The sequence below is a fragment of the Cupriavidus sp. IDO genome (genome assembly GCF_000812465.1).
Taxonomy (GTDB): domain Bacteria; phylum Pseudomonadota; class Gammaproteobacteria; order Burkholderiales; family Burkholderiaceae; genus Cupriavidus.
The window spans coordinates 65,878-89,897 of record NZ_JWMA01000174.1 but is presented as its reverse complement, the minus strand read 5'-3'; the positions used below and the strand labels follow the sequence as shown (position 1 = coordinate 89,897).

At 65.0% G+C, this 24,020-nt stretch carries 17 protein-coding genes and 1 pseudogene; 7 read left to right on the top strand and 11 right to left on the bottom strand.

Going from position 1 to position 24,020, the window contains the following annotated elements:
- Positions 1–49: 49 nt before the first annotated feature.
- The 3 genes from RM96_RS31755 (at position 50) to RM96_RS31745 (ending at position 2,964) form a co-directional block, all read left to right on the top strand.
- On the top strand, positions 50–1,030 hold the full coding sequence (locus RM96_RS31755) for a tripartite tricarboxylate transporter substrate binding protein (protein WP_039015708.1): 981 nt from the start codon (positions 50–52) through the stop codon (positions 1,028–1,030).
- 117 nt (positions 1,031–1,147) lie between these two features.
- The gene (locus RM96_RS31750; protein ID WP_039015707.1) at positions 1,148–2,479 is read left to right on the top strand and encodes an MFS transporter; all 1,332 of its coding nucleotides are present in this window, start codon (positions 1,148–1,150) and stop codon (positions 2,477–2,479) included.
- Positions 2,480–2,610: 131 nt separating this feature from the next.
- Positions 2,611–2,964: a hypothetical protein gene (locus tag RM96_RS31745; protein WP_039015706.1), complete on the top strand. Its 354-nt coding sequence runs from the start codon at positions 2,611–2,613 to the stop codon at positions 2,962–2,964.
- 28 nt (positions 2,965–2,992) lie between these two features.
- On the opposite strand, the gene RM96_RS31740 is transcribed toward RM96_RS31745, so the two are convergent.
- Genes RM96_RS31740 through RM96_RS31730 form a run of 3 tightly spaced genes read right to left on the bottom strand, consistent with a single transcriptional unit; the run spans position 2,993 to position 5,702 of the window.
- Positions 2,993–3,349, bottom strand: a complete 357-nt coding sequence (locus RM96_RS31740) for a hypothetical protein (RefSeq protein ID WP_039015705.1) — start codon at positions 3,347–3,349, stop codon at positions 2,993–2,995.
- Positions 3,346–4,263 carry a DUF2950 domain-containing protein gene (locus RM96_RS31735; protein WP_039015704.1) on the bottom strand — a complete coding sequence of 306 codons (918 nt, stop codon included), beginning with the start codon at positions 4,261–4,263 and terminating at the stop codon, positions 3,346–3,348. The genes RM96_RS31740 and RM96_RS31735 overlap by 4 nt, the downstream gene beginning before the upstream one ends.
- Before the next feature lie 14 nt (positions 4,264–4,277).
- A complete protein-coding gene (locus tag RM96_RS31730) occupies positions 4,278–5,702 on the bottom strand; it encodes a DUF3300 domain-containing protein (protein WP_039015703.1) in 1,425 nt (474 codons plus the stop codon).
- Between the two features lie 529 nt (positions 5,703–6,231).
- On the opposite strand from RM96_RS31730, the gene ppk2 reads away from it, so the two are divergent.
- Positions 6,232–6,999 carry a polyphosphate kinase 2 gene (ppk2, locus tag RM96_RS31725; protein WP_052279867.1) on the top strand — a complete coding sequence of 256 codons (768 nt, stop codon included), beginning with the start codon at positions 6,232–6,234 and terminating at the stop codon, positions 6,997–6,999.
- Positions 7,000–7,073: 74 nt separating this feature from the next.
- Here ppk2 and RM96_RS31720 read toward each other — a convergent pair whose 3' ends face one another.
- Positions 7,074–7,661 (bottom strand): hypothetical protein, encoded by a 588-nt coding sequence (locus tag RM96_RS31720; protein ID WP_039015701.1) that lies wholly within the window; start codon positions 7,659–7,661, stop codon positions 7,074–7,076.
- Positions 7,662–8,367: 706 nt separating this feature from the next.
- Here RM96_RS31720 and RM96_RS39595 point away from each other — a divergent pair.
- Positions 8,368–8,991, top strand: a complete 624-nt coding sequence (locus tag RM96_RS39595) for a Crp/Fnr family transcriptional regulator (RefSeq protein WP_052279864.1) — start codon at positions 8,368–8,370, stop codon at positions 8,989–8,991.
- A 160-nt stretch (positions 8,992–9,151) separates the two neighbouring features.
- Here RM96_RS39595 and RM96_RS31710 read toward each other — a convergent pair whose 3' ends face one another.
- The 7 genes from RM96_RS31710 to RM96_RS31675 form a co-directional block, all read right to left on the bottom strand.
- Positions 9,152–9,643: a (2Fe-2S)-binding protein gene (locus RM96_RS31710; protein WP_052279863.1), complete on the bottom strand. Its 492-nt coding sequence runs from the start codon at positions 9,641–9,643 to the stop codon at positions 9,152–9,154.
- Between the two features lie 16 nt (positions 9,644–9,659).
- On the bottom strand, positions 9,660–11,927 hold the full coding sequence (locus RM96_RS31705) for a xanthine dehydrogenase family protein molybdopterin-binding subunit (RefSeq protein ID WP_039015699.1): 2,268 nt from the start codon (positions 11,925–11,927) through the stop codon (positions 9,660–9,662).
- 95 nt (positions 11,928–12,022) lie between these two features.
- Complete coding sequence (locus tag RM96_RS31700) at positions 12,023–13,870, bottom strand: GMC family oxidoreductase (protein ID WP_039015698.1); 1,848 nt, start codon at positions 13,868–13,870, stop codon at positions 12,023–12,025.
- Positions 13,871–13,886: 16 nt separating this feature from the next.
- Positions 13,887–16,388 (bottom strand): hypothetical protein, encoded by a 2,502-nt coding sequence (locus tag RM96_RS31695; protein ID WP_238587485.1) that lies wholly within the window; start codon positions 16,386–16,388, stop codon positions 13,887–13,889.
- A 414-nt stretch (positions 16,389–16,802) separates the two neighbouring features.
- Positions 16,803–18,437 carry a diguanylate cyclase gene (locus tag RM96_RS31690; RefSeq protein ID WP_274520256.1) on the bottom strand — a complete coding sequence of 545 codons (1,635 nt, stop codon included), beginning with the start codon at positions 18,435–18,437 and terminating at the stop codon, positions 16,803–16,805.
- Positions 18,438–19,683: 1,246 nt separating this feature from the next.
- Positions 19,684–20,205 (bottom strand): hypothetical protein, encoded by a 522-nt coding sequence (locus tag RM96_RS31680; protein WP_039015694.1) that lies wholly within the window; start codon positions 20,203–20,205, stop codon positions 19,684–19,686.
- A 196-nt stretch (positions 20,206–20,401) separates the two neighbouring features.
- Positions 20,402–21,379, bottom strand: coding sequence for a hypothetical protein (locus RM96_RS31675; protein ID WP_039015693.1), 978 nt, complete (start codon positions 21,377–21,379; stop codon positions 20,402–20,404).
- A gap of 332 nt (positions 21,380–21,711) precedes the next feature.
- Here RM96_RS31675 and RM96_RS40740 point away from each other — a divergent pair.
- Positions 21,712–21,861: pseudogene (locus tag RM96_RS40740) on the top strand (ribbon-helix-helix protein, CopG family); the annotation flags it as partial.
- Positions 21,862–21,990: 129 nt separating this feature from the next.
- Positions 21,991–24,015, top strand: coding sequence for a hydrogenase 4 subunit B (gene hyfB / locus RM96_RS31665; protein ID WP_039015691.1), 2,025 nt, complete (start codon positions 21,991–21,993; stop codon positions 24,013–24,015).
- Positions 24,016–24,020 lie beyond the last annotated feature (5 nt).

The following is a 24,020-nucleotide window of genomic DNA, read 5'->3' as shown; positions in this document are numbered from 1 at the left end:
ACCTCGGGACATACACCGGGGCTATCCAGAGACAACAAGGAGACAAGACATGAAATCCGTACTGCACCGCGTCGGACATACCCTGGGCGCCATTGCGCTTGCCGTCTGCGCCACCGGCGTGCTGGCACAGGGTGCCTACCCCAACCGCCCTGTTCGCATCATCGTGCCCTGGCCTGCGGGCGGTGGCGTCGACACCGTCACCCGCACCGTCGCCGAGAAAATGACCGCCAGCCTGGGCCAGCAATTCGTGGTCGACAACCGTCCGGGCGCCACCGGGAATATCGGCGCGGGCATGGGGGCCAAGGCAGCACCGGACGGCTACACGCTGCTGGTGGCAAGCGCGCCGATGGCGATCAATGCCAGCCTGCAGAAGAACCTGCCTTTCGATATGAGCAAGGACTTCGCCCCCCTTGGGCTGATGGCAAGCTCTCCGTACATGCTCGTGGTCAACCCGTCGGTTGCAAGCTCCGTCAAGGAACTGGTGGCCCGTGCGAAGGCGGAGCCCGGAAAGCTCAGCTATGCCTCGCCCGGCCCCGGCACGCAGCAGAACGTGGTCAGCGAGGTGTTCAGGGACATGGCCCATATCAGTGTCGTCCATGCGCCATACAAGGGCGGGCCGCAGGCGCTGACTGACATGGTGGGGGGGCATATCCACATGATGTTCCACGGCGTGCCGGCGGTCATGCCGTTCGTGAAGGGTGGCCAGCTCAAGGGGATTGCCGTGGCAAGCAAGCAGCGCCTTGCGCTCTTCCCCGACGTGCCGACCATGGCGGAAGCCGGTTTCCCGGGCATCGAGGCCAGCGAGTGGTACGGGCTGGTGGCACCGGCCGGCACGCCTAAAGACATCGTTGCGCTGCTGGGCAAGGAAATCGAGAAGGCCCTGAACGCGCCCGGCGTACGCCAGCAACTGGCCAGCAAGGGCTACGAGCCCGCGAGCAACAGCTCTCCCGACCAGTTTGCGACGTTCATGGCGGCCGAGCAGAAGAAATGGGCGCTGGCCATCAAACAGACGGGATTCCGCCTGGAGTAAACCGACTTGCACTGCCCGCCAGGCCGGGCCGGAACGGATGCACCTTTTTCAATGAAAAAACAGAACGCGCGGCAGCTACGCAAAGATCCGAAAGGATCGCCGCGCCAGGAGACAGCAATGCCCCTTGACCCCACCACCATGGTGGCGCCTGCCCACACGCCCGTTCCGGCCGATACCAAGGACGAGCGCAAGCCCATGTCCAAAGTGTCCGCGATCTCGGCCATCACCATCGGTGGCGCCCTGGAGCTCTATGACTCGGGCGTGTACAACTTTTTTGCCACGCTGATCATCCCGCTCTACTTCCCCGTCGGGAACCCGCTCGGCCAGTTGCTGCTTTCCTTCGGCACCTTCGGTGCGGGCTACCTGATGCGTCCGCTCGGCGGCCTGGTGATCGGTGCCTATGCCGACCGCCATGGCCGCAAGCCGGCGGTGCTGCTGTCGATGTGGCTGATGGCGCTCAGCGCCTTGATCCTGGTGGTGACCCCGACTTATGCGCAGATCGGCATCATCGCCCCGATCCTGATGATCGTCGCACGCCTGGTCCAGGGCTTTGCGATCGGCGGGGAAATGGGCTCCGCAAGCGCCATGCTGCTGGAGTACGCGGACGAGCGCTCGCGTGGCTTCTATACCAGCTGGCAGACCGCCAGCCAGGGCATCGCGGCGGTCGTTGCCGCGCTGGTGGCCCTTTCGCTCAACCAGGTGCTCACCCCGGCAGCGCTCGAATCCTGGGGCTGGCGCATCGCGTTCCTGATCGGCATCCTGGTGATCCCGGTCGGACAGGTGATCCGGCGGCGCCTGGAAGAGACGCTTGTGCCCGCGCCGCGCAAGAAGGCGGCTGCGGCGGGCGGGTGGCAGCTGATGCGCCAGCACCGGCGCGAACTGGCCGCAAGCGTGCTGCTGATGATCGGGCTGGCGGCTGCCGTGCACCTGATCGCCTACTACCTCCCCAACTACGCCACCTTCCAGCTGCATATTCCGCGCGGCGAAGCGGTCTGGGCAGGCTTTGTGGCCGCGGCCATGATGGTGATCTTTGGCCCCATCGCCGGCTGGCTGAGCGACCGGGTCGGGCGCCGCAACATGGTGTGGTGGTCGCGCCTGGCGCTGCTGGTGATGGCGTATCCGGCCTTCATGGTGCTGAATGCCTTCCCGTCGCTGACCTGCCTGCTGGTGGTGGTCGGGTGCCTGGCCATCCCGATGGCGATGACGTCCCCCGCGACGCTGGTGCTCGTCAGTGAAGTGCTGCCGCAACGCCTGCGGGCCACCGGCATGTCGGTGACGTATTATCTGGCGATCGCGGTGTTCGGCGGCTTCGCCCAGTTGTTTTCGACGCTGCTGATCCACCTGACGGGCAGCCCGAATGCGCCGGCGTTCTACCTGATCGGGTGCGGCCTGGTCTCCCTGCTTGGGCTGGCCATGGTGCCGGAAACGCTCGGCCGGCGGCTGCAGTGATTCAGCAACGCGGCACGCCTGCCGGATTTGACATACGTGTGGACATGACTACCCTTAGTCTTGTCCGTGCCCGGCGTGCCGCATCAGGCAGCTTGAGCACGCCGTCAGCATCGTCACGCAACGGAGAGCCTATGCGGATGTCTAGAAAATCCATGCTGGCGAGCCTGATGGCGTTGGGCTTTGCCACTGCCGGCCTGGCACAGCCCGCGCCTGGCCAGGGTGCCGCCAATGCCATATCCGATGCTGTACAGGAGGGCTCCAGCCCCTATCGTCCTCCATCTGCCGACGCTACGAGTCTGGATGACGCCATGCGCGCCAAGTGCGAGGCCCTGAAGGAGCAATACAACGCCACCTCGAAGCAGCGATCCTACAAGTCGTCCGGGCCGGCAACGCAGAACGCGCAGGGGCGCACCATTCCCAAGATCGAGCGCGACCAGACCCGCAAGTCATTGCAGGAAACCTACCGCGCCAATTGCACGCATTGAGACGAAGGCGCAAGTCAGGCCGAAAGCTTCAGCGGCCCATGCGCGCGTCGTAACTGCGTGAAATGCGGTCGAGCAGGCCGGGGTCGGCCGGGTCATCGCCGTCGAACTGCACCCGTACGCTGCCGTCTGCCTGCCGCAGCACGCTGGCCGTGACCTGCCGGTTATTGCGAGTACCCGCCAGCCTGCCGGCGGACTGGTCCTGCACACTGAGCGCCACGCCCTGGTCGCGCATGGCGCCCGCGGCCGCGGCAAAGGCACTGTCGTACCGGCTGGTGGTTGGCACCGCGGTGACCGGCGCCACAGGGTAAGGGTAAGCGCATGCCGCCAGCGTAAGCGCGGCGCCAACCACCACAGCCGCAGCCAACACGCGAACGCCGCTCATCATGGGGTGACCTTGGTCCAGCCTTCGCCGGGGTCGAAAGACTTGATTGCAGCGGCCTTGCCGGCGCTGTCCGGGCCCAGGTCTCGCTCGTAGACCTGGCCTTCGTGGCTGACCATGAAGCTCTTCACGCCTGTATCGCCATAGCGGGCAGGCCACGCCAGGACGGCAAATCCGCCGAACAGCTTGCCCTTGACGACATAGTTGTACGCCCCGCCAGGTGCGTGGGCGCCTTGCGACGTGAGCAGCTTGTAGTGATAGCCGTAGTAGCCTTCCTGCCCCGGGTTGGTCTTACCCGCAGTGAGGAAGGCCGGGCCGAGCGGGCTGGCTGGCTCACCGGGCTGTGTCGGCCAGTACAGCCCGTCCTGCTTGCCGGGCGAACTGGTCAGCCGGGATGCGTACACCAGCATGCCGTCGTGGTCGTGGTCGGCCTGGGCGTATTCGTGCTGCGCATCGTAGACCGCCAGCATGGTCTGGATCACCGCCAGTTCGTTCCGCCCGATGCGGCGGATGCGCATCTCCTGCACGCCGGCACGCGTATCGAAGGCCCAGCCCTTGGCTGACTTCACCAGTGGGACTGGCAGTGTCCAGCCGTCATTGCCGACCGCGATGCGGGCATGGGTCGCGTCGGTGGATTCGATCGCATGCGATACCTGCCACGCCGCGAGGAAGCGCTGCCGGACATCGGCGCCGACCGGCGGGATCAGGTCATGGAAGTTGGCGCCCAGCAGCGCCTTCATGGCCGTGTCGTCGCTATTGGCGACCGCATCGCCAAACGCCGCCATGGCGGCCTCGGGGGAATCGAACGGCTTCTGCGCGTGCGCGCCGGCCATGCCGGCCAGGGCGATCACGAACGCAACGGCGAACGAATGCACCATGCGGCCAGGCCGGCAGCGGGAAATTGGTAGTGGTGACATCATGGTTCTCCCTGATCCTAACGCCTGCCGCCGCCACGTCCGCCGCCGCCACCACCCCGTCCGCCGCCGCCTCCGGCACGGCCACCGCCGCCACCGCCGCCGCTGAACCCGCCACCGCCGCCAGACCGGTTAAAGCCGGCTGATTGCGTGCTGGCGCGTCCGCGGTCGAAGTCGCGCTGGGAAGCAGCGCCGCCGCCTACGCCCTGGAACGCGTTGTCGCGCCCGCCACCGCCGCCGGCGCCTCCTCGTGAACGATCTGCCGTGCTGGCCCGGTTACTCGCGCCCGCCCGGTCACCCGCACCGGCCCGGTCACTAACGCCCGCTCGGTCACCCGCACCGCCCCGGTCACCTACACCGCCCCGGTCACCCGCACCGCCCCGGTCACCTACACCGCCCCGGTCACCTGCACCGCCCCTGTCACCTGCACCGCCCCGGTCACCTGCACCGGCGCGGTCACGCGCAGCCACCCGATCGGCATCACCACGGCCGCCCGCACCGCCTTCACGGCCACGGAAGTCATTGCGCCGGTCGGCGCCCGGCACGTCGCGCGAGAATTTCTGGCGGGTGGCGTTGTCGCGGTACGACACGCCCTGCCGGTGGCTGGCGTCGTGCTGCCAGCGACCGCCCCCCTGCACCTTGGTGCGGTCGAAGTTGCGGTCGATATTTGCGGCCTTGTTGACATTGATGTTGACGTCGCCGCCGCCCCAGTTGCAGTTGCCGAAAATGGCGCCCGCAGCGGCCAGGCCAACGCCCCAGGCAAAGCCCGTGGCCAGCGCGGCGCCCGGATAGTAAGCCGGGTAAGGCGGCCAGTAGGTCGGCGGATAGCTTGGATATCCCCAGGCGCCATAGACCGTAGTCGGGTTATAGGCCGGCACGTAAATGACCTGCGGGTCCGCCGGCTCGATCCTCACAATGGTCTGTCCGGCTGCCGCGCCGCCTGTTGCCGGCTCGACGATGACGTTCTGCTGTTCGGTCGATTTGAGATTGCCCGACTGCTGCGCCTTGCCGCGCAATCGTTGCACCGCCGCAAGCACGTCCTTTTCCTGGGCCAGGAAGGCGTCGCCAAGCTTCTTGGTCCAGTCGAGCTTGTCATTCATCGGCTCGAGCACCTGCGGAAACGCCACCAGCGATTTCACGCTGACATCCCAGGTCTCGTTGGCGACGGCCTTGACCGCGGCATCGCCCTTGACCTTGGGATTGGCCTTGACCCAGCGCGCCGCGTACACGACCTCCAGCGGATAAGTGGACGCCATCAGCACCTGGGACAGTACCGAGTCGGGGTAAAGCGCGATCGGGGCCACCAGCGCCTCGATTTCTTCGGGCTTGAAGGTGGGAGGCTGGCTTTGGGCGTCCTGCGCGCCAACACCGCCCGATCCCGCCATCAGGGTGACAAACAGCCATGCGCAGCCCGATTGAAGCAGCCGCCTGATCAGAAAGGCCATATTCCCTCCTCGCAACCGCTCACGGCGCCATCCACGGCGGGCGCGTCAGCGCATCCGCTCGGAGGACTTCTGAAGGCAGCGTGCCATTGCCGGCCGACTTCCGGCGCGGATTCCTGCTCTATGCGCCATATGAAGGTAGTACGGCAATGATCTGAATTCAACCGGTTTCGAGGCACTGTCCTGCACTTGCGCCGGCGCCTCCCCGGCTGCCTTGCGATTTCGACAGGCCTCGGCATCCTTTTCGTGGGCGTAGTGCTTGCTGTTTTTCCCAGCACCAACAGGCAGCGGGGGCCGAGCACGTCAATCGCACCGGTTGGTTCCTTGCGCCTGATCAAAATTGGCTGCCACTCACCATCTAGGCTGATATGGGATGTCTGAGAGATCCAGAATGGCAGCGGTACGCCAGCGGAGGCAGATCATGAGCAAGGGAAAAGGGAAGCGCAAGGACAAGGACAACATCGAGCGGCCGGCCGACGCGGAGGCCGCGCACGGGCCTGACGCGCCGCCGCACGGGAAAGAAACCGGAAAAATGCCGCAGAAGGAATACAGCAAGCATCTGTTCGCGCTTCATGTCGAACTCGTCAAGCTGCAGCAATGGGTCCAGGCACGTGGCGTCAAGGTGTGCGTGGTATTCGAGGGCCGTGACGGTGCCGGCAAGGGCGGCACCATCAAGGCGCTCACGGAGCGTGTCAGCCCTCGCGTCTTCCGGGTGATCGCCCTGCCCGCGCCCACCGACCGGGAAAAGAGCCAGATGTACGTGCAGCGCTACCTCCCTCACCTGCCCGCAGCTGGAGAGATCGTCATTTTCGACCGGAGCTGGTACAACCGCGCCGGCGTGGAGCGCGTGATGGGGTTCTGTACAGAAGAGCAGGCCGACGAGTTCCTTCGCGCCGTGCCGCTGGTCGAACGTGCCATCGTGCATTCCGGCGTCATCCTGATCAAGTACTGGCTGGAGGTCGGCCCGGAGGAGCAGACCCGCCGGCTCGAGGACCGTATCCACGACGGCCGCAAGATCTGGAAGCTCTCCGACATGGATCTGCGCTCCTATAGCCGCTGGTACGACTATTCACGCGCCCGGGACGCGATGTTTGCGGCTTCCGACACCGACTACGCGCCTTGGCATGTGGTCAACTCCAACGACAAGCGCCGGGCCCGCCTGAACATCATCTCGCACCTGCTCGCTCAGATCCCGTATGAGGAAGTGGAACGCAAGCAGGTCAAGCTGCCTGCCAGGCAGAAGGCAGGGGGATACCGGGAGCCCGACTATCCTTATCGCTATGTCGAGGAGCGGTTTTAAAACCCATCTTCATAATGAAGGAGGGTTCTTAGGTTCCAGGCCCCGGTCACGGAGGTCTGCCGGGGCCGTGCCGATTATTTCTTCTTTGCCGGCTCCACGGAGATGGCCATGGCTTCGGTGTAGACCACCTGCACACGATCGCCCTTCCGGACGGCCTTCAGCTGCTCGGGATCGTCCACGAGCAAATCCAGCTGGTTGCCCTGCGGGCCCTTCAGCGTCACTGTCTTGGAGGGCGCGTTCACCGCAACGACATCGGCAATCACTGTGACCTCCCTGCCGACCGTCCCGCCCGGCTTGCCGCCAGGGGCGGACCGGTCAGAGGATTCGCGCTCTGTCACGGAAAGCGGGCCGGCCCCCTTCTTGAGGCTGAGTGAAATGGCCTCCCGATACTGGACGGTCACGATATCGCCGACAGCCAGCTGATCGAAGTTGCGCGCCTCTTCACCCACCTCGAGCTGGACGGTCTTCCCCTTCGACGTCTTCAGTGTCACGGTACGCGTGGCGCGCTCGATGCCGACCACGGTAGCCGTCACGGTAGCGGTGCCACTTGCCGTAACCTGCCCCGGTGCGCGCTGGACATCGACGCTGGGGTTGGGCTGAGCGGCGGCAGCCTGCACCACCAGGCCGAGAGCGGCCATAATCATCAATCCTCGGTTCTTCATTCTGGACTCCTCTGCGATGGAAAGCTGGTCCGGGACAAGGGCCCCGGCCGGCCGGCTGTCTGTCGAGCCGAACTGGCTGGCCACATTCAATCTAGGTGAGTCCGCTCGAGGGAAGTTGATCCGAGGCAAAGGAAATTTGGCAGCGGGCGCAAGCGCGGCTGCCGATCTGGTGATTTAGCGACAGCAGCACCACGCAGGCCAGGCATTCTGCGATACCGATAGTCCACATATCAGGTGTGCTTCTTCTATCACTATTTATAGCGTCATCTCGGGCCGTTCGATCGGAAGAACACGTTGCAAGACGTGTCCTTGACTGCCAGCCAGCGGCGCGAGCACTTGCCTCCGCTGAAAAGCGATGCATATTTCCCGTGCGCGTTCGTGTCCTGCGATATACAAATTCAGGGAGACTGGTGGCTCACCGCTGCGTTGCTCCTGCGTTGCGTGGCGAGAAGCCGACACGCCGAGGATGACGACTACCTTTCGCGAGACAGAGAAACACCGCTCACGCGGTTTCCGGACTACCCGGGGGAACGAGATGCTAGAAGCGAATCAGCCGCGACAAAGTGGGGAAATGCCATACCTGGACACGGCATGGAGTGGTGCACACGCCGCCTGCGATCGAGCAGCGGCCGCGGCATCAGCGGTCCACCGCGGCTTGAGTCACGGTGTCCCTGGCCATGTTGACCTGGTACGGCTTCAGTCCGTGATGACGAACTGGCGGCTCGTGCGCAAGGGCGAGGCCCTTTTTCGCACCGGCGACCAGTTCGAGAGCATCTACACGCTCCGCTCCGGATCGGCCAAGACGGTCGTTTCCGACCCGGATGGCCACGAGCACGTCAATGGCTTCTACCTGCAAGGGGACATCCTCGGGTTGGGCGGCATCAGCACGGAACGTCATCATTGCGACGCAACGGCGCTGGAGGACTGTGTTGCCGGCTATATCTCGTTCGGCCATCTGGAAGCGCTTTGCCGGCAGACGCATTCATTGCAGCAGGAGATGTACCGCCTGCTCAGCGCAGAGATTGTCCGGGAGTCGACGCGGTTGATGGTGCTTGGCAGCCACGGTGCGGACCACCGTGTCGCCAACTTCCTGCTGGATGTGCGCGCACGCCTGAACGCGCGTGGCGAGGCCGGCTGCGGATTTCGTCTGCGCATGACCAGGGAGGATATCGGCAGCTATCTTGGCCTGACGCTGGAAACCGTCAGTCGCACGTTCTCGCGCCTGCAACACGAGGGCCTGATCGAGATTCGCGTCAAGCACGTGACCCTGCTCGATATAGAAGGCCTCGAACGCCTGCGGCGATGGCCGCAGCGGCACTGCGTTTCATGAAGGCATGGCGTGCCCGGTCGTGGTTCACGTCTGCCCTGGCGAGGGTCGGGCAGGAAAGGCCTCTGCAGGCCCGGGGGCGAAAGCGGGAAGCCCTGATGGCGGGCTGAGCATTGCGCATTCCTGCAGTGCACGCTTTCGGCCGTAGGCCTTCACCGGCTGGCTATCCCCCACGTCCGTGCTCCGGCGGATGGCCACCCGTCCCTCCCCCTGCCGCCTGATGGATCGCCGCCCGTATCCGCGAGTACGTGCCGCAGCGGCAGATGATGCCGGCCAGCGCCGCATCGATGTCGGCATCGCTGGGTCTGGGCTTCACCTTCAGCAGCGCACAGGCGGCCATGACCTGGGCGCTCTGGCAGTAGCCGCATTGCACCACGTCAAGATCGAGCCAGGCGGCCTTGAGCGCCTGGGCCTCCTTGCCCTGCAGGCCTTCGATGGTGGTGATGCTGGCGGACTGGCGCAGCGACGCCATCGGGGTCTGGCACGCGAGCGCCGCCTTGCCATCCAGATGAACCGTGCAGGCGCCGCAAATGCCCACGCCGCAGCCGAACTTGGTGCCGGTCAGCGCCAGGTCGCAGCGAAGGATCCAGAGCAGCGGCATGTCGGCCTCGGCATCCACCGTGACTGCCTTGCCGTTGACGTTCAGGGATGGCATGGTCTTCTCCTGCGGTTCAGGCGATCTTCAGGGGCAACACGCGCAGGCGCTGCCCGGTCAGGGCGAACAGCGCATTGGCCACGGCCGGTGCAACCGGCGGCGTGCAGACTTCGCCCACGCCTTGCGGATGACCCTGGCCTGGCATGATCTCGGTCTCGATCACGGGGCAGTCGTTGATATGCACCACGGGGAAATCGTGGAAGTTCTTCTGCTGCACCTCGCCGTTGACGATGGTGATGGCCTCGTACAGCGCGGCCGAAAGGCCGAAGACGATGCCGCTCTCCGCCTGCTGGCGGATCAGGTTCGGGTTCACCGGCATGCCGCAGTCGATCACGCAGACCACACGGTGCACGCGCACGGACTTCTCCGTGCCCAGCGAAACCTCCGCCACCTGCGCGACGATGCTGCCGTACGACTCGTGCAGCGCCACCCCGCGTGCGCGCATGGCCCCGTCGGCTGCCCTCGCCAGCGGCCGGCCCCAGCCAGACAGCGCGGCCACGCGCTGCAGCACGGCCAGGTGGCGCGGGCGCTCGCCCAGCAGGCTCGCGCGGAATGCCACGGGATCCTTCCCGGCCGCCACTGCCAGTTCGTCCATAAAGCTCTCGGTGAAAAAGGCCTGGTGCGAATGCCCCACCGAGCGCCAGAAGCCTACCGGCACCGGCAGCTCGACGACCGCATGGCCAACCCGCGCGTTGGGCCACGCATAAGGCTGGTCGAATGCACCTTCGGACGAGGTCTTGTCGGGGCCGATCCGCGGCAACCCATAGATGCGTGCCAGCATCTCCAGCACGACGGCCTGGCTGGCCGAGCTGCTTTGCCATGCCACCACCCTGCCGGCGTCATCGAGTCCGGCCTTGAAGCGCGAAATACAGGCGGGGCGATAGAAGTCGTGCGTCATATCCTGCGCGCGCGTCCAGATGGTCTGCACCGGCCGCCCCGCCGCCTCGCGCGCGATGAGCGCTGCCTGCGCGATGAAATCCACATCCAGGCGCCGCCCGAATCCGCCGCCCAGCAGCTGCACCCGCACGTCAACCTTGCCGGCAGCAATGCCGAGCACATGCGCCACCTGCTCGCGCGCGATGCTCGGCACCTGCGTCGAGGCCCATACGGTGGCCGCGCCGTCGCGCACCTGCACCGTGCAGTTGATGGGCTCCAGCGCACCGTGCGCAAGATACGGCACGCGGTACTCGGCGGTGACGGTCTTCGCGGCCGAGCGCAGCGCGGCATCGACATCGCCGCGCGCATAGTAGATGTGCCCTTCGGTCTTGTCCAGCGTCTGTGCGAGGCGCGTGGCCACCTCCGCACTGGAAAGCGTGGCCGCGGCTCCCGGATCCCAATCGACCTTGAGTGCATCCAGCGCCTTCATGGCGCGGAACGCGTTGTCGGCGATCACCGCCACGCCGGCAGTGCCGCCGTTGCAGGGGCCAACCGGGAATGCCTTCACGATGCCGCGCTGCGCGGTCGCCGCGGAGGCGTCGAGCCGCTTGACGCTCCCGCCGAGCGTCGGGCACATCAGCACGCTGGCGTACAGCAGGCCCTCGGGTAGCACGTCGATGCCGAAGCGCGCCGTGCCGTCGACCCTGGATGCGGCATCGATACGCCGCAGTGGCTTGCCGATCAGGCGGAACGCGGCGGGGTCCTTCAGTCCCACCTTCTTCGGCAGAGACTGTTGCCCGGCCTGGGCCGCCAGCTCGCCAAACGTAGCCGAGCGCCCCGAGGCATGCAGCACCCTGCCGGCCTCGGCACGGCATTCACCGGCCGCCACCTTCCACTGCGCGGCTGCGGCGGCAACCAGCATGGCGCGCGCGCAGGCGCCTGCCTCTCGCATCGGCAGCCACAGATCGTTGATGCTGGACGAGCCGCCGGTAACCATCTCGCCATACTCGCGCATGAGCTTGCGGGTCATCCAGACGGCCAGCCGCTCGATGGCGCCGTCATCGTCGGGGCGGAACGGCAGGCCGCCGACGACCACCTCGAGGTTATTGAAGATCTTGTCCGGCGGCGCATGCTCGACCGCCACGCGGGACCAGTCGGCATCCATTTCCTCGGCCAGCAGCATGGCCAGGCCCGTATGCACGCCCTGCCCCATCTCCGAGCAGCTCATCATGATGGTGACGCCGTTGTCCGCCGCGATCTTGACCCAGCCATTGAGCGGCACCTGGGTGCCAGCCGCCGGCAAGGCGGCCGACGTGGTCAGGCGCTGGCGCACCGGCAATACCGACCAGCCGACGAGCAGCGCACCGGCCGCGCCCAGTCCGCCGAAGAGAAAAGATCTGCGCTTCATACAAGGGGGCGGACCAGCTCGTCCGGCCTTTCCTGCAACTGCATCAGCTTGTGCACTTTGTCGCTCATCGTCGACCTCCTATGCGGACCAATGACCTATCTCATTGCCCGCGCCTCGTCGAGAAGCACGTCAGCTGCCTTCTCCGCGATCATGTAGACCGCGCAGACCGGGAAGAAGCCGGGAATCCGGGGAAAGACGGATGCGTCGACCACCCGCAGCCGCCGCGTGCCATGGACCGAGAATGCGCTGTCGAGCACGCCCCCCGCTGTGCGCGCGCCGATCGGGCAAGTGCACGAGGCATGGTGTCCCCATGCGTTGTCGCGCACGTAGCCGGCCAGGTCGTCATCGCTGCGCACTTGCCCGCCGGGTAGCTCTTCGTGGACGATGAGCGCGCGCTCGGCGAGCGGTTGCGCCAGCTTGCGCACGAAGCGTATGGCTTCGATCATCGCGCGCATGTCGTCGCCCGTGGCAGCGTCGCCCTCCTCGAAATAGTGAAAGTCGATCTGCGGCATGTCGCAAGGATCGGCCGAACGCAGCCGCACGGTGCCGGCGCGATTCTGCGTATGCGCCTTGAGGATGCTCCAGGTGAGCCGGTCGTTCTCCTGTGCGAAGGCCTTCGAATAGCCCCGGTAGTAGCCGATAAAGCGCTCGACCAGTGCCATGCAGAAGATGTCCGGCACGGGCAGCCGCTTGCGCGAGCGCTTTGCGACCGCGATCGCAACGCCATTGGTCGTATAGACCCCGTGACGCAGGTCGCTCCAGCTCTGGTACGGCGTATCGTCTTTCACGAAGCGCACGCCCTGCAGGATTTGCCACGGCTGCGCCATGCGGCTGACCACGCCGATCTCATAGCGGTCCTGCAGATTGCACCCCACCCCGGGCAGGTCCACGCGCACCGGAATGCCGTGTGCGCGGAGGTGATCGGCGGGGCCGATGCCCGACAGCATCAGCAGTTGCGGCGTGTTGAATGCGCCGCCGGACAGGATCACTTCCCGGCGGGCGAACACCTGCCGGCGCGCGCCTGGCCCGGCGCCCGGGCTGGCATGGGCGCGATAGAGGTGCCTGCCCTTGAGGTACTCGACCCCGGTCGCATTGCCCTGCTCGTCGATCAGCACCCGCGTGGCTAGTGCATCGAGTTCGACGTGAAGCATGGAGGGATCACGCCCGGCCACCTCGAGCACGCGCTCGCGTGCGCCGGTGCGGGCGTGAGCCTGCGTGGTCAGCGGGGTATAGCAGACGCCGTCGAAGCAGCGCCTGCCCCATAGCCGCGAGTTCGGGTCTCCCTGCCAGCGGACCAGGCTCAGCAGCGCCTGCAGCCGCCGCGGCACGCTGCGCGCGGCCAGCTCCATCGAACCGAGGATCACGCGCATCAGGGCATCGTCGGTCAGTGCTTCCAGCGGCATGGCGCGCTCGGTATTGAGCCATCCGTTCCAGCCGTGCATGGTGGGATCAAAGCCCAGGCGGCGCGCCAGGTCCCAGAGGGGACGGTGGCGGCAGCGTTCCAGCGTCTTGGCATAGCGGCGCATCTTTGCCGCTTTCCAGGAGCGGTCGCCGGTCAGTGCCGCAATGTCGTCCCAGTCCGAATCGTGCGGATAGAGGAAGATCATTGCGTTGTGGGCGGTGCAGCCGCCCAGGGTGCCCGCGCGCGGATAGAGCACGCCCTCGCTGCCGCACTTCGGGTCGCGCCGCTGCTGTGCGTCGTCGGCATAGTGGCGCACGAAGAAGTTCCAGCTCATGGCCGGGTTCTCGGACGCGCAGGCGTGAAAGCCCGGCACATCGTAGTCCTCTGGCATGCAGTCTGCCTCGTACGCCCGCGCGTCGCCGCCCGCTTCCAGCAGGAACACGCGCATGCCCGCCTCGGCCAGCCGCGCGGCCAGCGTGCCGCCTCCCGCGCCGGACCCGACTATCACGTAGTCCCACACCGCATCGTCATGAGCAGGCATCGCCGCGCCGTCCGCTTCAGAACGTCTTGAGAAAGGCGATCAATGCCCGCTTGTCTTCGTCGCTCAGCTCCAGCTCCCGTCCGTACGCCTGCTCGTCCGCACTCAGGCCAACCTGGTTGTTGAATTCCGCCGTGCCGAAGTAGTGCCCCCGGTTCACGACGAAATCCGGACACTTGCTGAGTTCAAGCATGGGCTTGACCAGGTTGGCGTAGGTCTTGTGCAACTGGTCGTCGGTCGCGCCCGCCGGCACCGACGCCAGGTCCGACTTCAGCCTGAGCAGAAGCCTGAGCACCTTCGCCGCGTGCTCCGCCTTCGCCACGGGATCCGGGTTCTCGGCCAGCGGCTGGAGATTGGCGATCAGGTTGACCGGCATCTGCTTCGGCGCGGGCCCGATGGTGACGTCACCACCCGCGCTGACCAGCCACGGCATCCAGCGGTGCAGGAAGCCCTCCATCGGCTTCAGGGCGTCCGGCACGAAGCCAGTCGGGATGGTGATCTGGCTGCGCTCGGTGGTGCGGTCGATCACGCCAGGCACCTTGTCGCCCAGGATGTCGTCGTGCGCGCGCTTTTCCGGCCAGAGCAGTTGCTCGATCGAAGCGTCGAAGACCTTCATCCTGCCCTGGACCGACGGATCCCCGCTGAACGGCCCGAGCGCGTTGTTGAGCAGGAACGGCGCGGTGGACCAGATGCTGATCAGCGACGGCACGCGCGTGTAGCCGCGCCCGCCCGCCGGCATCCGGTACTGCCAGCGCGCGCCCGTGAACGGGTCGTTGAGCGTGACGAGCCCGACCGACGGCAGGGTCTTGTACGACTCCGAGGAGAAGTTGTCCCAGATATTCCCCCGCAGCGCGTTGGTCGCAAGCGGGCTGCAGACATTGGTGCGCAGAAGCGTCGCCGGCACGCGCACATCGCTCGACAGGTAGTTGCCTTCAAGGAAGTCCGGCGCATTGACGATCTGGCGCATCTGCGCCTTGTATTCATCGGTCTGCGTCCATTTCCAGTAGCGCTTGAAGCAGCCGAGATAGTTCTCGCCGGCACATTCGCGCATCTTCAGGTCGGCCGGCGGCGGCGGTCCCTTGCTGGAATGGCAGCGCGCACAGGTATTGGCGAAGACGTTCCTGCCGCGTGCCAGCTGGTCGGCTCCCGCGGCGGTCGTGGTGTCGGCCAGATAGGCGTTGCCGCCCGGGGCGTCCCTCAGGTGATCCGGCGGGGTCGATTTCAGTAGGAAGGCCGCGGTATTGAAGGTGCCGGCTTCGGTCGCCTTCCAATAGGCCGAGTTCTTCTGCGCGACGGCGATTTCGATGGGCGAGATCGCCTTGCCGCCAATGATGGGATTGAAGTGCAGGAGCCACTCTTCGCTGAACAGGCCGATATTCAGGTAGACACGGTTCAGCGCGCCCATCACCCCGACGGAATCCGCGCCGTCCTTGAGTACGTGCGGCGTCCACACGGTGTCCGGGGGCGCATAGAACTGCGTCAGCGGGCCAGTCTGCACATAATCATTGAGCTGCCTGTTGTTGCGTTCGCCGCCGGCCAGCTTCTCTTCGCCGAGCCGTTTGGCCACGCCCATGCGTGCCATCAGGTCATACAGCGCATTCATCGTGCGCGGATTGTTGATGTTGTCGGTGGAGACCAGCGAGGTATCCATCGCGCCCGGGCGGAAGGTATGCACGAGCTGGAACATGTAATTCTGCTGGCCCGCCGGCGTCGCCGCGTTGTGGATGAAGAGGCGGTCCACCCACATGTACTGCGCCCCCACGGTGGCGCTCAGGTTCGACCACGCCGGGTGGTTCGGGTCGGCCGGTGGCCGGACCGGGCTCGGGCCCACGTGGCAGAAGCCGCAGGACATGCCGACCCGGTACGGGCGCACCAGGTCCGCACGGTTGTAGTAGGACGGATCCGTGTAGTAGCGCTCCGGGTCCCACGCCTTGGCGGCCTTCTCGTCAAAGGCGGGATTCGGGAACAGGCGCAGGCCAACGATGCCGGTCGGATATCCATAGTAGGAACCGACCGGCAGCTTCTGGCCATCGGAGAAGGTGGTGCCGCGCGCGCCGGTCTTGACGCCGGGATAAGCCTGCTCGTTCTCGAACGGGTCGGCCGGGCAATCCTTGGTCCGGTGATCGAGCCAGAGGCCGAAACGCTGCGGATCCGGGCCCCTGGGTTTTTCGAAGCAGGGCTCGTTGAGCAGGCCCAGGTACGACCAGCGGTTGTCCCGCGAATACCCCTGGGTCGGGTGCGAACTGATGGACTTGAGCAGGTCGAAGGCGCCGAATGTGTAGTCCGTCAGGGCATCCCAGAACCTGTCGTTGCCGCCGGTCCACACGACCCACATATTGCGCCCCTGGATTTCCTCCTTCGTCAGGGACACGCCGCGATCCATGTCGTGGAAATAGTCTTCCGACGCATGCGGGAACGACTCCGCGGTGCGCCCGGCCTGCTGCGCTTCATCCAGGACGTGGCCCGTCTGGGGCTTCGAACACCCGCCGACGGCCAGCGCGGAAAGCAGGACAAGAGGCAAGAGAACTGATTTGGCGTGCAGATTCATCTCGCCCCCCCTCGACCGAGAATGGCCTGTCACAGCGCACGGCCGCGGGCGCGCAGGCCGAAGCTCCAGAACGCATGGCCACGCCGGAGCTTGTGGCACCGCCAGAACACCGGCCTTCCGTCAGCGGTCCGGCAGGCCCTGCCGCAGGCGTTGGTCCGGACGACTTGCGTATCGTTCACGTCCCAGAGTACTCATAAACCTAGGAATCACACATGGAGAAGTCAAGAGAGTTGCGGCAAGGCAACGCTGGCCGCGAAACGGTGCGCCTGGCGTTGTTGCCGGCTCCTCATCGCGAATTCAGTAGCGCTTCCATCTGCTATAAGCAAATCGATGCGCCGCATTGAATGACGGCGGTGCCTGATACGCCAACCGAATGGTACTGACCGGCTATGGCGTGGTCTGCGTCAACTGCCTGGGGTCGTCGACCACGCTGTCGTCGCTGACCACACGATTTCTCCCGTTTGCCTTTGCCGCGTACAAACGCCTGTCCGCCGCCATCAGCAGCGCGTCCAGCTCGTCGCAGCTCTCCATCCTGGCCTCCGCGGCGCCGATCGAGACGGTGAACGAGATCCGCGGCGCCGGGCTGGCAGGGCTTGTCTCGGAGGCCGGTTCGCACGGGGTCTGGGCGAGCACTTCGCGCAGACGTTCGGCCACTTGCCGGGCTTCGGCAATGCCGGTCTTCGGCAGCAGTACGGCGAACTCCTCCCCGCCGATCCGTGCGGGCACGTCAATCGTTCGCAGTGTCTCGCGCAGGACGCTCGCCACTGTCTTCAGCACCCGGTCACCGCTGGCGTGTCCCCATTGGTCATTGATCTGCTTGAAGCGGTCGATATCGATCATGAGGACGGAAAGCGCGGAGTCATCGCGCCGGCGGTGATTGCGCTCAATGGCGAAGCGGGACTCGAACACTCGGCGGTTGGCAAGGCCGGTGAGCGGGTCAGTTTCCGCGAGCTCGCGCAAGGCCTCGCCTCGCTCCAGGTAGTGGGCAAACAGCTCGCTCACCGCCTTGAGCGTGGCCCACAGCAGCAATGCGAGCGACACGATACTGGCGCCGAACAGCACGCTCATCTGGGACATGAAGACTTCCAGCAGATCGGAGGCCGAGAAATAGTCGACCAGCAACAGCTTGGTGTCGCCGACCCGCTGGAACAGCAGCCTGCTGCCATCAGGGGATCTGAGCGTGCCGGCGCCGCGGCTGAGCAACTGCCTGGCAGTCGTGTCCCGCCATGCCGGCGGGACCACGGAGGAGAATTGCGCTCCCGGCTTGACGCTGCCCCCGCTGCCCCCGCTGGCCAGGAGATTGCCTTCGGCGTCCATCAGGAAACTGCGCACACCGGTATGCGTGGAGGCAATGAGGTAGTTATCGAGGCTGTCCTGGGAGATCTCCACTACCGCGACGCCGCGGAACTGTTCGTCCAGGTAGAGCGGCACGCTGAGCGTCAGGTACATGTCGTCACGGCCGTCCTCTGCGGGTAGCAGGCTCCATCGCATCTCGCGGGAAGGGTTGGCTTGCGGCAGGTTATTGCGAAAGTAGGCCGAGCGGGCGATCCGCTGCATGATGGCGGGCACGTCCTGCCGGCTGACCGGCGGATGCGCGACGAAGAAGCCGTTGCTGGAGATGTACGTCAGCTTGCGCTCAATGGCCGGCGCCGTGGGGGGATCGGTGCTGATGAGATAGCCCAGGGCCCGGGCGACGTACAGGCCGGCGACGAGATCGCCGTCCCTGCGCTCGAAGCCCTGCAAGCCCTGTAGTTGCGCAGGCCCGACGCCATAGAGCACGGCATCGCCTTCCGGCACTGGAAGCTCCCAGACCGGCTCGTCGCGGTGGGCGTACGCGGCCTGCAGGTGTCCGTCCGAAGGCACGGCATATGGCCCCTTCTGGATCGCAAGCAGATGCTCGGTGTAGTTGCGCAAGAATATGAGCCGTTCGCTCTCGGCACTCAGGAGCTGGCTGATCCCGGCCACCCGCAGCTGCTGGGTCTGCTGAAGCGACTGCATTTCGTGGTCGCGCAGCAGGATCATGCCGCGCACGGCGATCAGCCCCAGCAATAGCACGGTTACGCCAAAACAGAATACGACCAGCTGCTGCGGCCGCCGTATCGCGCGGTTCCAGAGATGCTCCACGATGATGGACAGGCGGTGCGCATGCATGTCGATTGGCCCGATATGTGAAGACTTTTCCCGGCCCGTCCAGCGGCCCTTGATGAACTTCCTGCAAGACGGTGCCAACGCAGGCAAGGCAATGATGCGGCAGGCGGGATCGAAAAAGAAGGGTGTCCATGCACCAGGCTTCCACGCGGAACTATTCCCGCCCAATGTATCGTTTGCGATGCCTGGGGAGTATTAAGTGCCCTGCCGGCGCCCCTGGTCGCCTGGTCCGCCGCAACCGGTGAGGCGGTTTTTCATGCACACCGGTTTGATGCAACGATGCAGCTATTGCGATAAGAAAAGTTATCGTAATAGCTCTGTAAACTTGCTGGGTGCAGGGGTCCTGGAGATCCAGTAACCAAGGCGCGCTTGGCCGCGATGCTCACTGGAGCAAAGTGCGCAACGCATTTTCCCTACACTTAGTGAAGCTGATAATGACCATCCAGAGCACTTTCCGGGGTGCCATCGAAAGATCGGAAGTGGATTTGCGCATCGCCTCACCACGGGCCGGGTCAATAGTGAGACAAAGCATCGCGCTCTGGCCTCGGAGCGCGCGATGCCACATGAAAGGAGACAGCAATGAAAAAGCTAGCCTGCCTCGCCGCACTTTCGCTAACGGCCGTTGCGGCTTTGGCCCAGGGCGGTCGCTATGGCTCCCCTCCAACACCAGGGACTGACACTGGCAGGCGCGCGGAGCAGCCTGTGCAGGCCGCCAGCAGCGCTTCCGGCGAGAGCGCCAAAAAGAACAAGAGCGAGGAAGCGCGCGGCAAGGTTGACCGCAATGCGGGGCAAGCCGGCGGCCAGGGCGCTTCCGCCCCGACAACGCAGAGTGACCGTAAGCGCCCGGTAAACCCGCCCTGAAGGAGGCAGGAAAGCAAGGGGCATCCTGGAATGCGAATCTGCTACGGCGCTGTGTAGCCGAGCAGGAAAAGCTAGATGCCGCGGCCTATTGGAATTCCCAGCGCAACGTGGCCATCGGGAACCATCGGCGCAAATGCATCGCGCGCTGGCCCGGCATCTTTCGGACCAGCGCGCGAATTGAAGATGGGCGGAAAGCAGCCGGCAGGCCAGTGCGATTGCCCGCGGCTTGCGCCCTTGTTGAGATCAGCGGGAGGCGATGTCATCCCGTGAGGTCCGCCTCGCTTGCACCAGCTTCCTTTCTCTCAAGTTTCAGATAAGCATCGGCGGCTACCAGGCCAAATACCACGTGCGCCAGAAAACTCACACCGCCGCGCGCCTCGGCAAACCAAGGGAAGACCCGGGTCATGCCATAGAAGTTAATCAGGTACACCGCAACGCCGAATACCGCCCCTGCCAGGGACGCCATGCCAACGCTCGAATCAAAGCTGAACGGCGCCATGATGACTGCCAGGATCAGTCCGAACACGATCGACAGCACGAAGTGAATAATCAGTGCCGCCAGCATGACGCCAGCGCCAGTCCCAGCCTGTGACAGCACGTCGGGACCCATGACAATGGCAGCGATCATCCGCGGCGGTCCGAGGGGATTTTCGCCCATCATCCACAGGGCAACCATTTCGATGACCAGAAAGACGACCCCGGCGGAGAAGCCGGCGATTGCGGCGGCACGCCAGTCGGGCATTCGACGCGTGAAGTGGTGCGAATGCATATGAAGTTCCATAGTGCCCTCCTGTAGTTGCGGCCTGATTGGGCCGCTTCCGATGGACATTTTAGGAAATGTGCAACCTGGTGCAACCGGGTGATCGTCGGCCACCGAGCCGGGTGTGCCCTGTCCGGAATAACAGGGCTTCCGCGTGGCGGAGGATCGACATTCCATGATTAGCCAGTGGCACGGCGCATCACTTTTCACATCACTGCTAGTTGTGTTTTCGCCCCGGGAGCTTTGCGGCAGGCGACTCGAAGGCGTCGAACATCAGGTCGGGCGCGCTGGTGTTGTGGCGCGACCAAACGGACCGGCCGAATCGCACAGCGGTCGCGTGCATTGAGGAGACGGCCATCACGGGCTTCCTGCAGGCTTCAGCCGCCGGCTCGGTCCACCAGGTGGCCTCGCTCGTGTCCGCATTGTCGTCGGCAACATACATCGAGCGCAGCATCGCGAAAGGTCGCTTGCCGTCGTAGGCCGGCAGGAACTCAACATTGAGTGCGGTGCCTATATCGCTGGTTGCCGTGATCGTGACCTTGGCCTGACCTCCGCGCGTGAAATGCAGCCTGATGGATATGGGCTCCGGCTCGATCTCGATCCGCGCAATATTTACGACTGGGCGCCCATCCCGCTCTATCGGCCCCAACAGGAAAGAGGAGCCATACGTATTGCTACCCAAGTGGCGAGCCGGCAACGGTTTCGCGCGCCAGTAGCCATCGGCGGGATAGAGGACCAGGACCTCAGTGCGCGTGCGGCCAGACTTGTGGAACACCTGGATCAGATGAAAGCCGGCATCCGGCCGGCCGGCAACCGTGACAGGCACCCGATGCGGCCGCCAGAAACTCGCAAACGTGATGCCGACAATGGCAATGTGTTCGCCGTCATAAAGGCTGGTCGTGCGAGGCGCAAAACCATGGTGCGGATCGGTTGGGTGGGGTGCTTCGCCGAAGTTGCACCCGGAGAAATCAGGCGCTGAGCGATCCGTGCGGACTGCGCTGACATAAGCGGGATGCAATGCCTGGATCCGGAACTTCCCAATTGCGGCAGCGGAAAAGGCGAATGAAACATTGTCCTCTTCCGCACACGTGCCTGGCGTGCTGAGGTTCTCGATGCTGACGGCAAGCCGCTCCGCGCAAGTCGACAGGGAAAGCAGGCCAAGGCACAGGGCCGGGATAAGCCGCTTCGCATGCATGCAAGTCATTGTGATTGTCGGGAGGCATGTCAGCTTTGCGATCTTTCGCCTTTGCCGATATTCCGTCAACAACACGATCCTGCAAAGTTCTCGTCGGCATATAGCGCTTCTTGGGAAGGATACCCCGGAGGTTGGCGGCGTCCAGGCTCATGGCCTGGCTGGCCAGCGAGCGCAGCTTCGAGGCTGGCACCCCGGCATAAGTCACGCGAGCGTCGGTCGGACCCGCCGTGAATCGGTGGTCAAGGAATAGTGGCGTCTAGGCCTTTGGATTCGCATGGCCATCATCTATGATGTGATTCATGTAATCATCGTATTGCCATGTTGAGGCTCCCATGGAGCAAAAGACCGCCCGGCTTACGCTACTCATCGATCCCAACAAGAAGGCTGCCTTCGAGCGCCTTTGCGCACAGCAGGATCTGACCGCCTCGCAGGTAATTCGACGCCTTATCCGCGACTACCTGGCCCAGCATGGCGTCCAATATGTCCCCAGCGGCGTGGATACGGACAAAGCGGAAGCCATTGGCAACGAGAGGCCACCGGTGGAGGCGTCGTCGCGGCGCGACGCGGCACCTCCCACAAGGCGCCGTGCGACCCGTCGTGGAGCCTGATCCATGAGCAGCGTGCCCCCTCTCACGCAATGGCTCCATCTCGACTGGATGCTTGTGGTGGTCGGGGCCTGGCTGCTTGTCGGCGTGGCAGGTGTGCTGGCGCTGCATCGGCTCGCCCTGGTATCCCGCGTACTGTTCCCGATTGGTGGATTGTTGGGGCTGGCGCTGTTCGGCCTGGCGCTCCACGCTGTGTTTGGCACGCCTGAGGCTGCCGTGCTGCCCATTGGCCTGCCCGCGCTGCCGTTCCACCTCCGGCTCGATAGCCTGTCCGCCTACTTCCTGATGGTAATGGGAGGGGCGGCGGCCGGCATCTCGGCGTTTGCGGCAGGCTACTTCCGCAAGGGGGAAGGCACGCCGCCGGGCCTGCTCTGTCTTGAGTACCACCTGTTCCTCGCCAGCATGGCCGGGGTGATCCTGGCAGACGACGCCTACTCGTTCATGGTGATGTGGGAAACCATGGCGTTGTCGTCGTTCTTCCTCGTGACCGCGAACCACCGAATTGCCGAAGTGCGCGCCGCCGGCTATCTCTACATCACGATGGCGCGCATCGGGGCGATCGCGATACTGCTGTGCTTTGGTGTGCTGCAGGCCAATACTGGCGACTATACGTTTGCCAACATGCGCGTGCAGGCGCTGACGCCGGTCTGGGCCTCTGTCGGTTTCCTGCTCGCACTGTTCGGGTTCGGCGCCAAGGCAGGCGTCCTGCCTCTGCACATCTGGCTGCCGGAAGCACATCCGGCAGCGCCCTCGCCGGTATCGGCAATGATGAGCGGCGTCATGCTCAACACGGCGATCTACGGCCTGCTGCGCGTGTCCTTCGACTTGCTGCAGGTGCGTCTGTGGTGGTGGGGCGCATTGCTGCTGGCCATTGGACTGGCCACCGCGCTGTTCGGCGTGGTCTTCGCCGCGGTACAGACCGATATGAAGCGGCTTCTGGCCTATTCGTCGATCGAGAACATGGGCCTGCTCTTCGTTGCCATGGGCCTGACGCTCCTGTTTTCGGCCTACGGTATGAAGCCAATGGCCGCCCTGGCCCTGACGGCCGCGCTCTACCACGTCGCCAGCCATGCCTTCTTCAAGAGCCTGCTCTTTCTGGGAACCGGGAGCGTGCTGCATGCCACCGAGGAGAGAAGCCTCGGTAAGCTGGGCGGATTGATTCGCTATATGCCTTGGGTAGGCTGGCTGACGCTGCTGGGCGTGCTGGCCAGCGCGGGGCTGCCTCCGCTCGGCGGTTTCGTCTCGGAGTGGCTGCTGCTGCAAAGCTTCCTGTTCACGCCGGGTCTTCCCGAGCCGATACTGACCATGCTGATCCCGGTGGTCGCAGCATTGATCGCGCTGGTGGCGGCCCTGGCTGGCTACACCATGGTCAAGTTCTTCGGCGTGATCTTCCTCGGCCAGCCGCGCGAGCCCAGGCTGGCCCACGCGCACGACGCCGGCCGCTGGGAACGCGCGGGCATGCTCTGGCTGGCACTGGGCTGCCTCGCGCTTGGCCTGCTGCCGACCCAATTCGTCCAACTGATCGATCCGGTGACGCAGCAGCTGGTGGCTAGCGGACTCGGCGCACGAACCGCGGCCAGCGGCTGGCTGCTGGCGCCCAATGGCCTGGCTCAGGCCAGCTATGGGCCGGTCATTTTCCTGTTGGGCATTCTGGCCAGCTTTGCCCTCGCCTATCTGCTGGTGCGCCGCTTTTATCACGGCCGGCTTCGCCGCAGCCCGCCCTGGGCCTGCGGCTTCCCATGGGGCACCGCACGCATGCAGGACACTGCCGAGGGTTTTGGTCAGCCGATCCGCCAGATCTTCGAGCCGTTTTTCCTGATGCACCGTGACCTGCCGACGCCTTTCGATGAACTGCCGCGCTACCGTGTCACGGTTGCGGACCACTTCTGGCGCTGGCTGTATGTCCCGGTGATCGATCTGGCGTCATATCTGGCCCGGCTGATCGGCCTGATGCAGCAGGGACGCATCTCGGCATACCTGCTGTACAGTTTCCTGACCCTGGCCGCCACGCTGCTGGCCGTGATGCGATGAGGGTT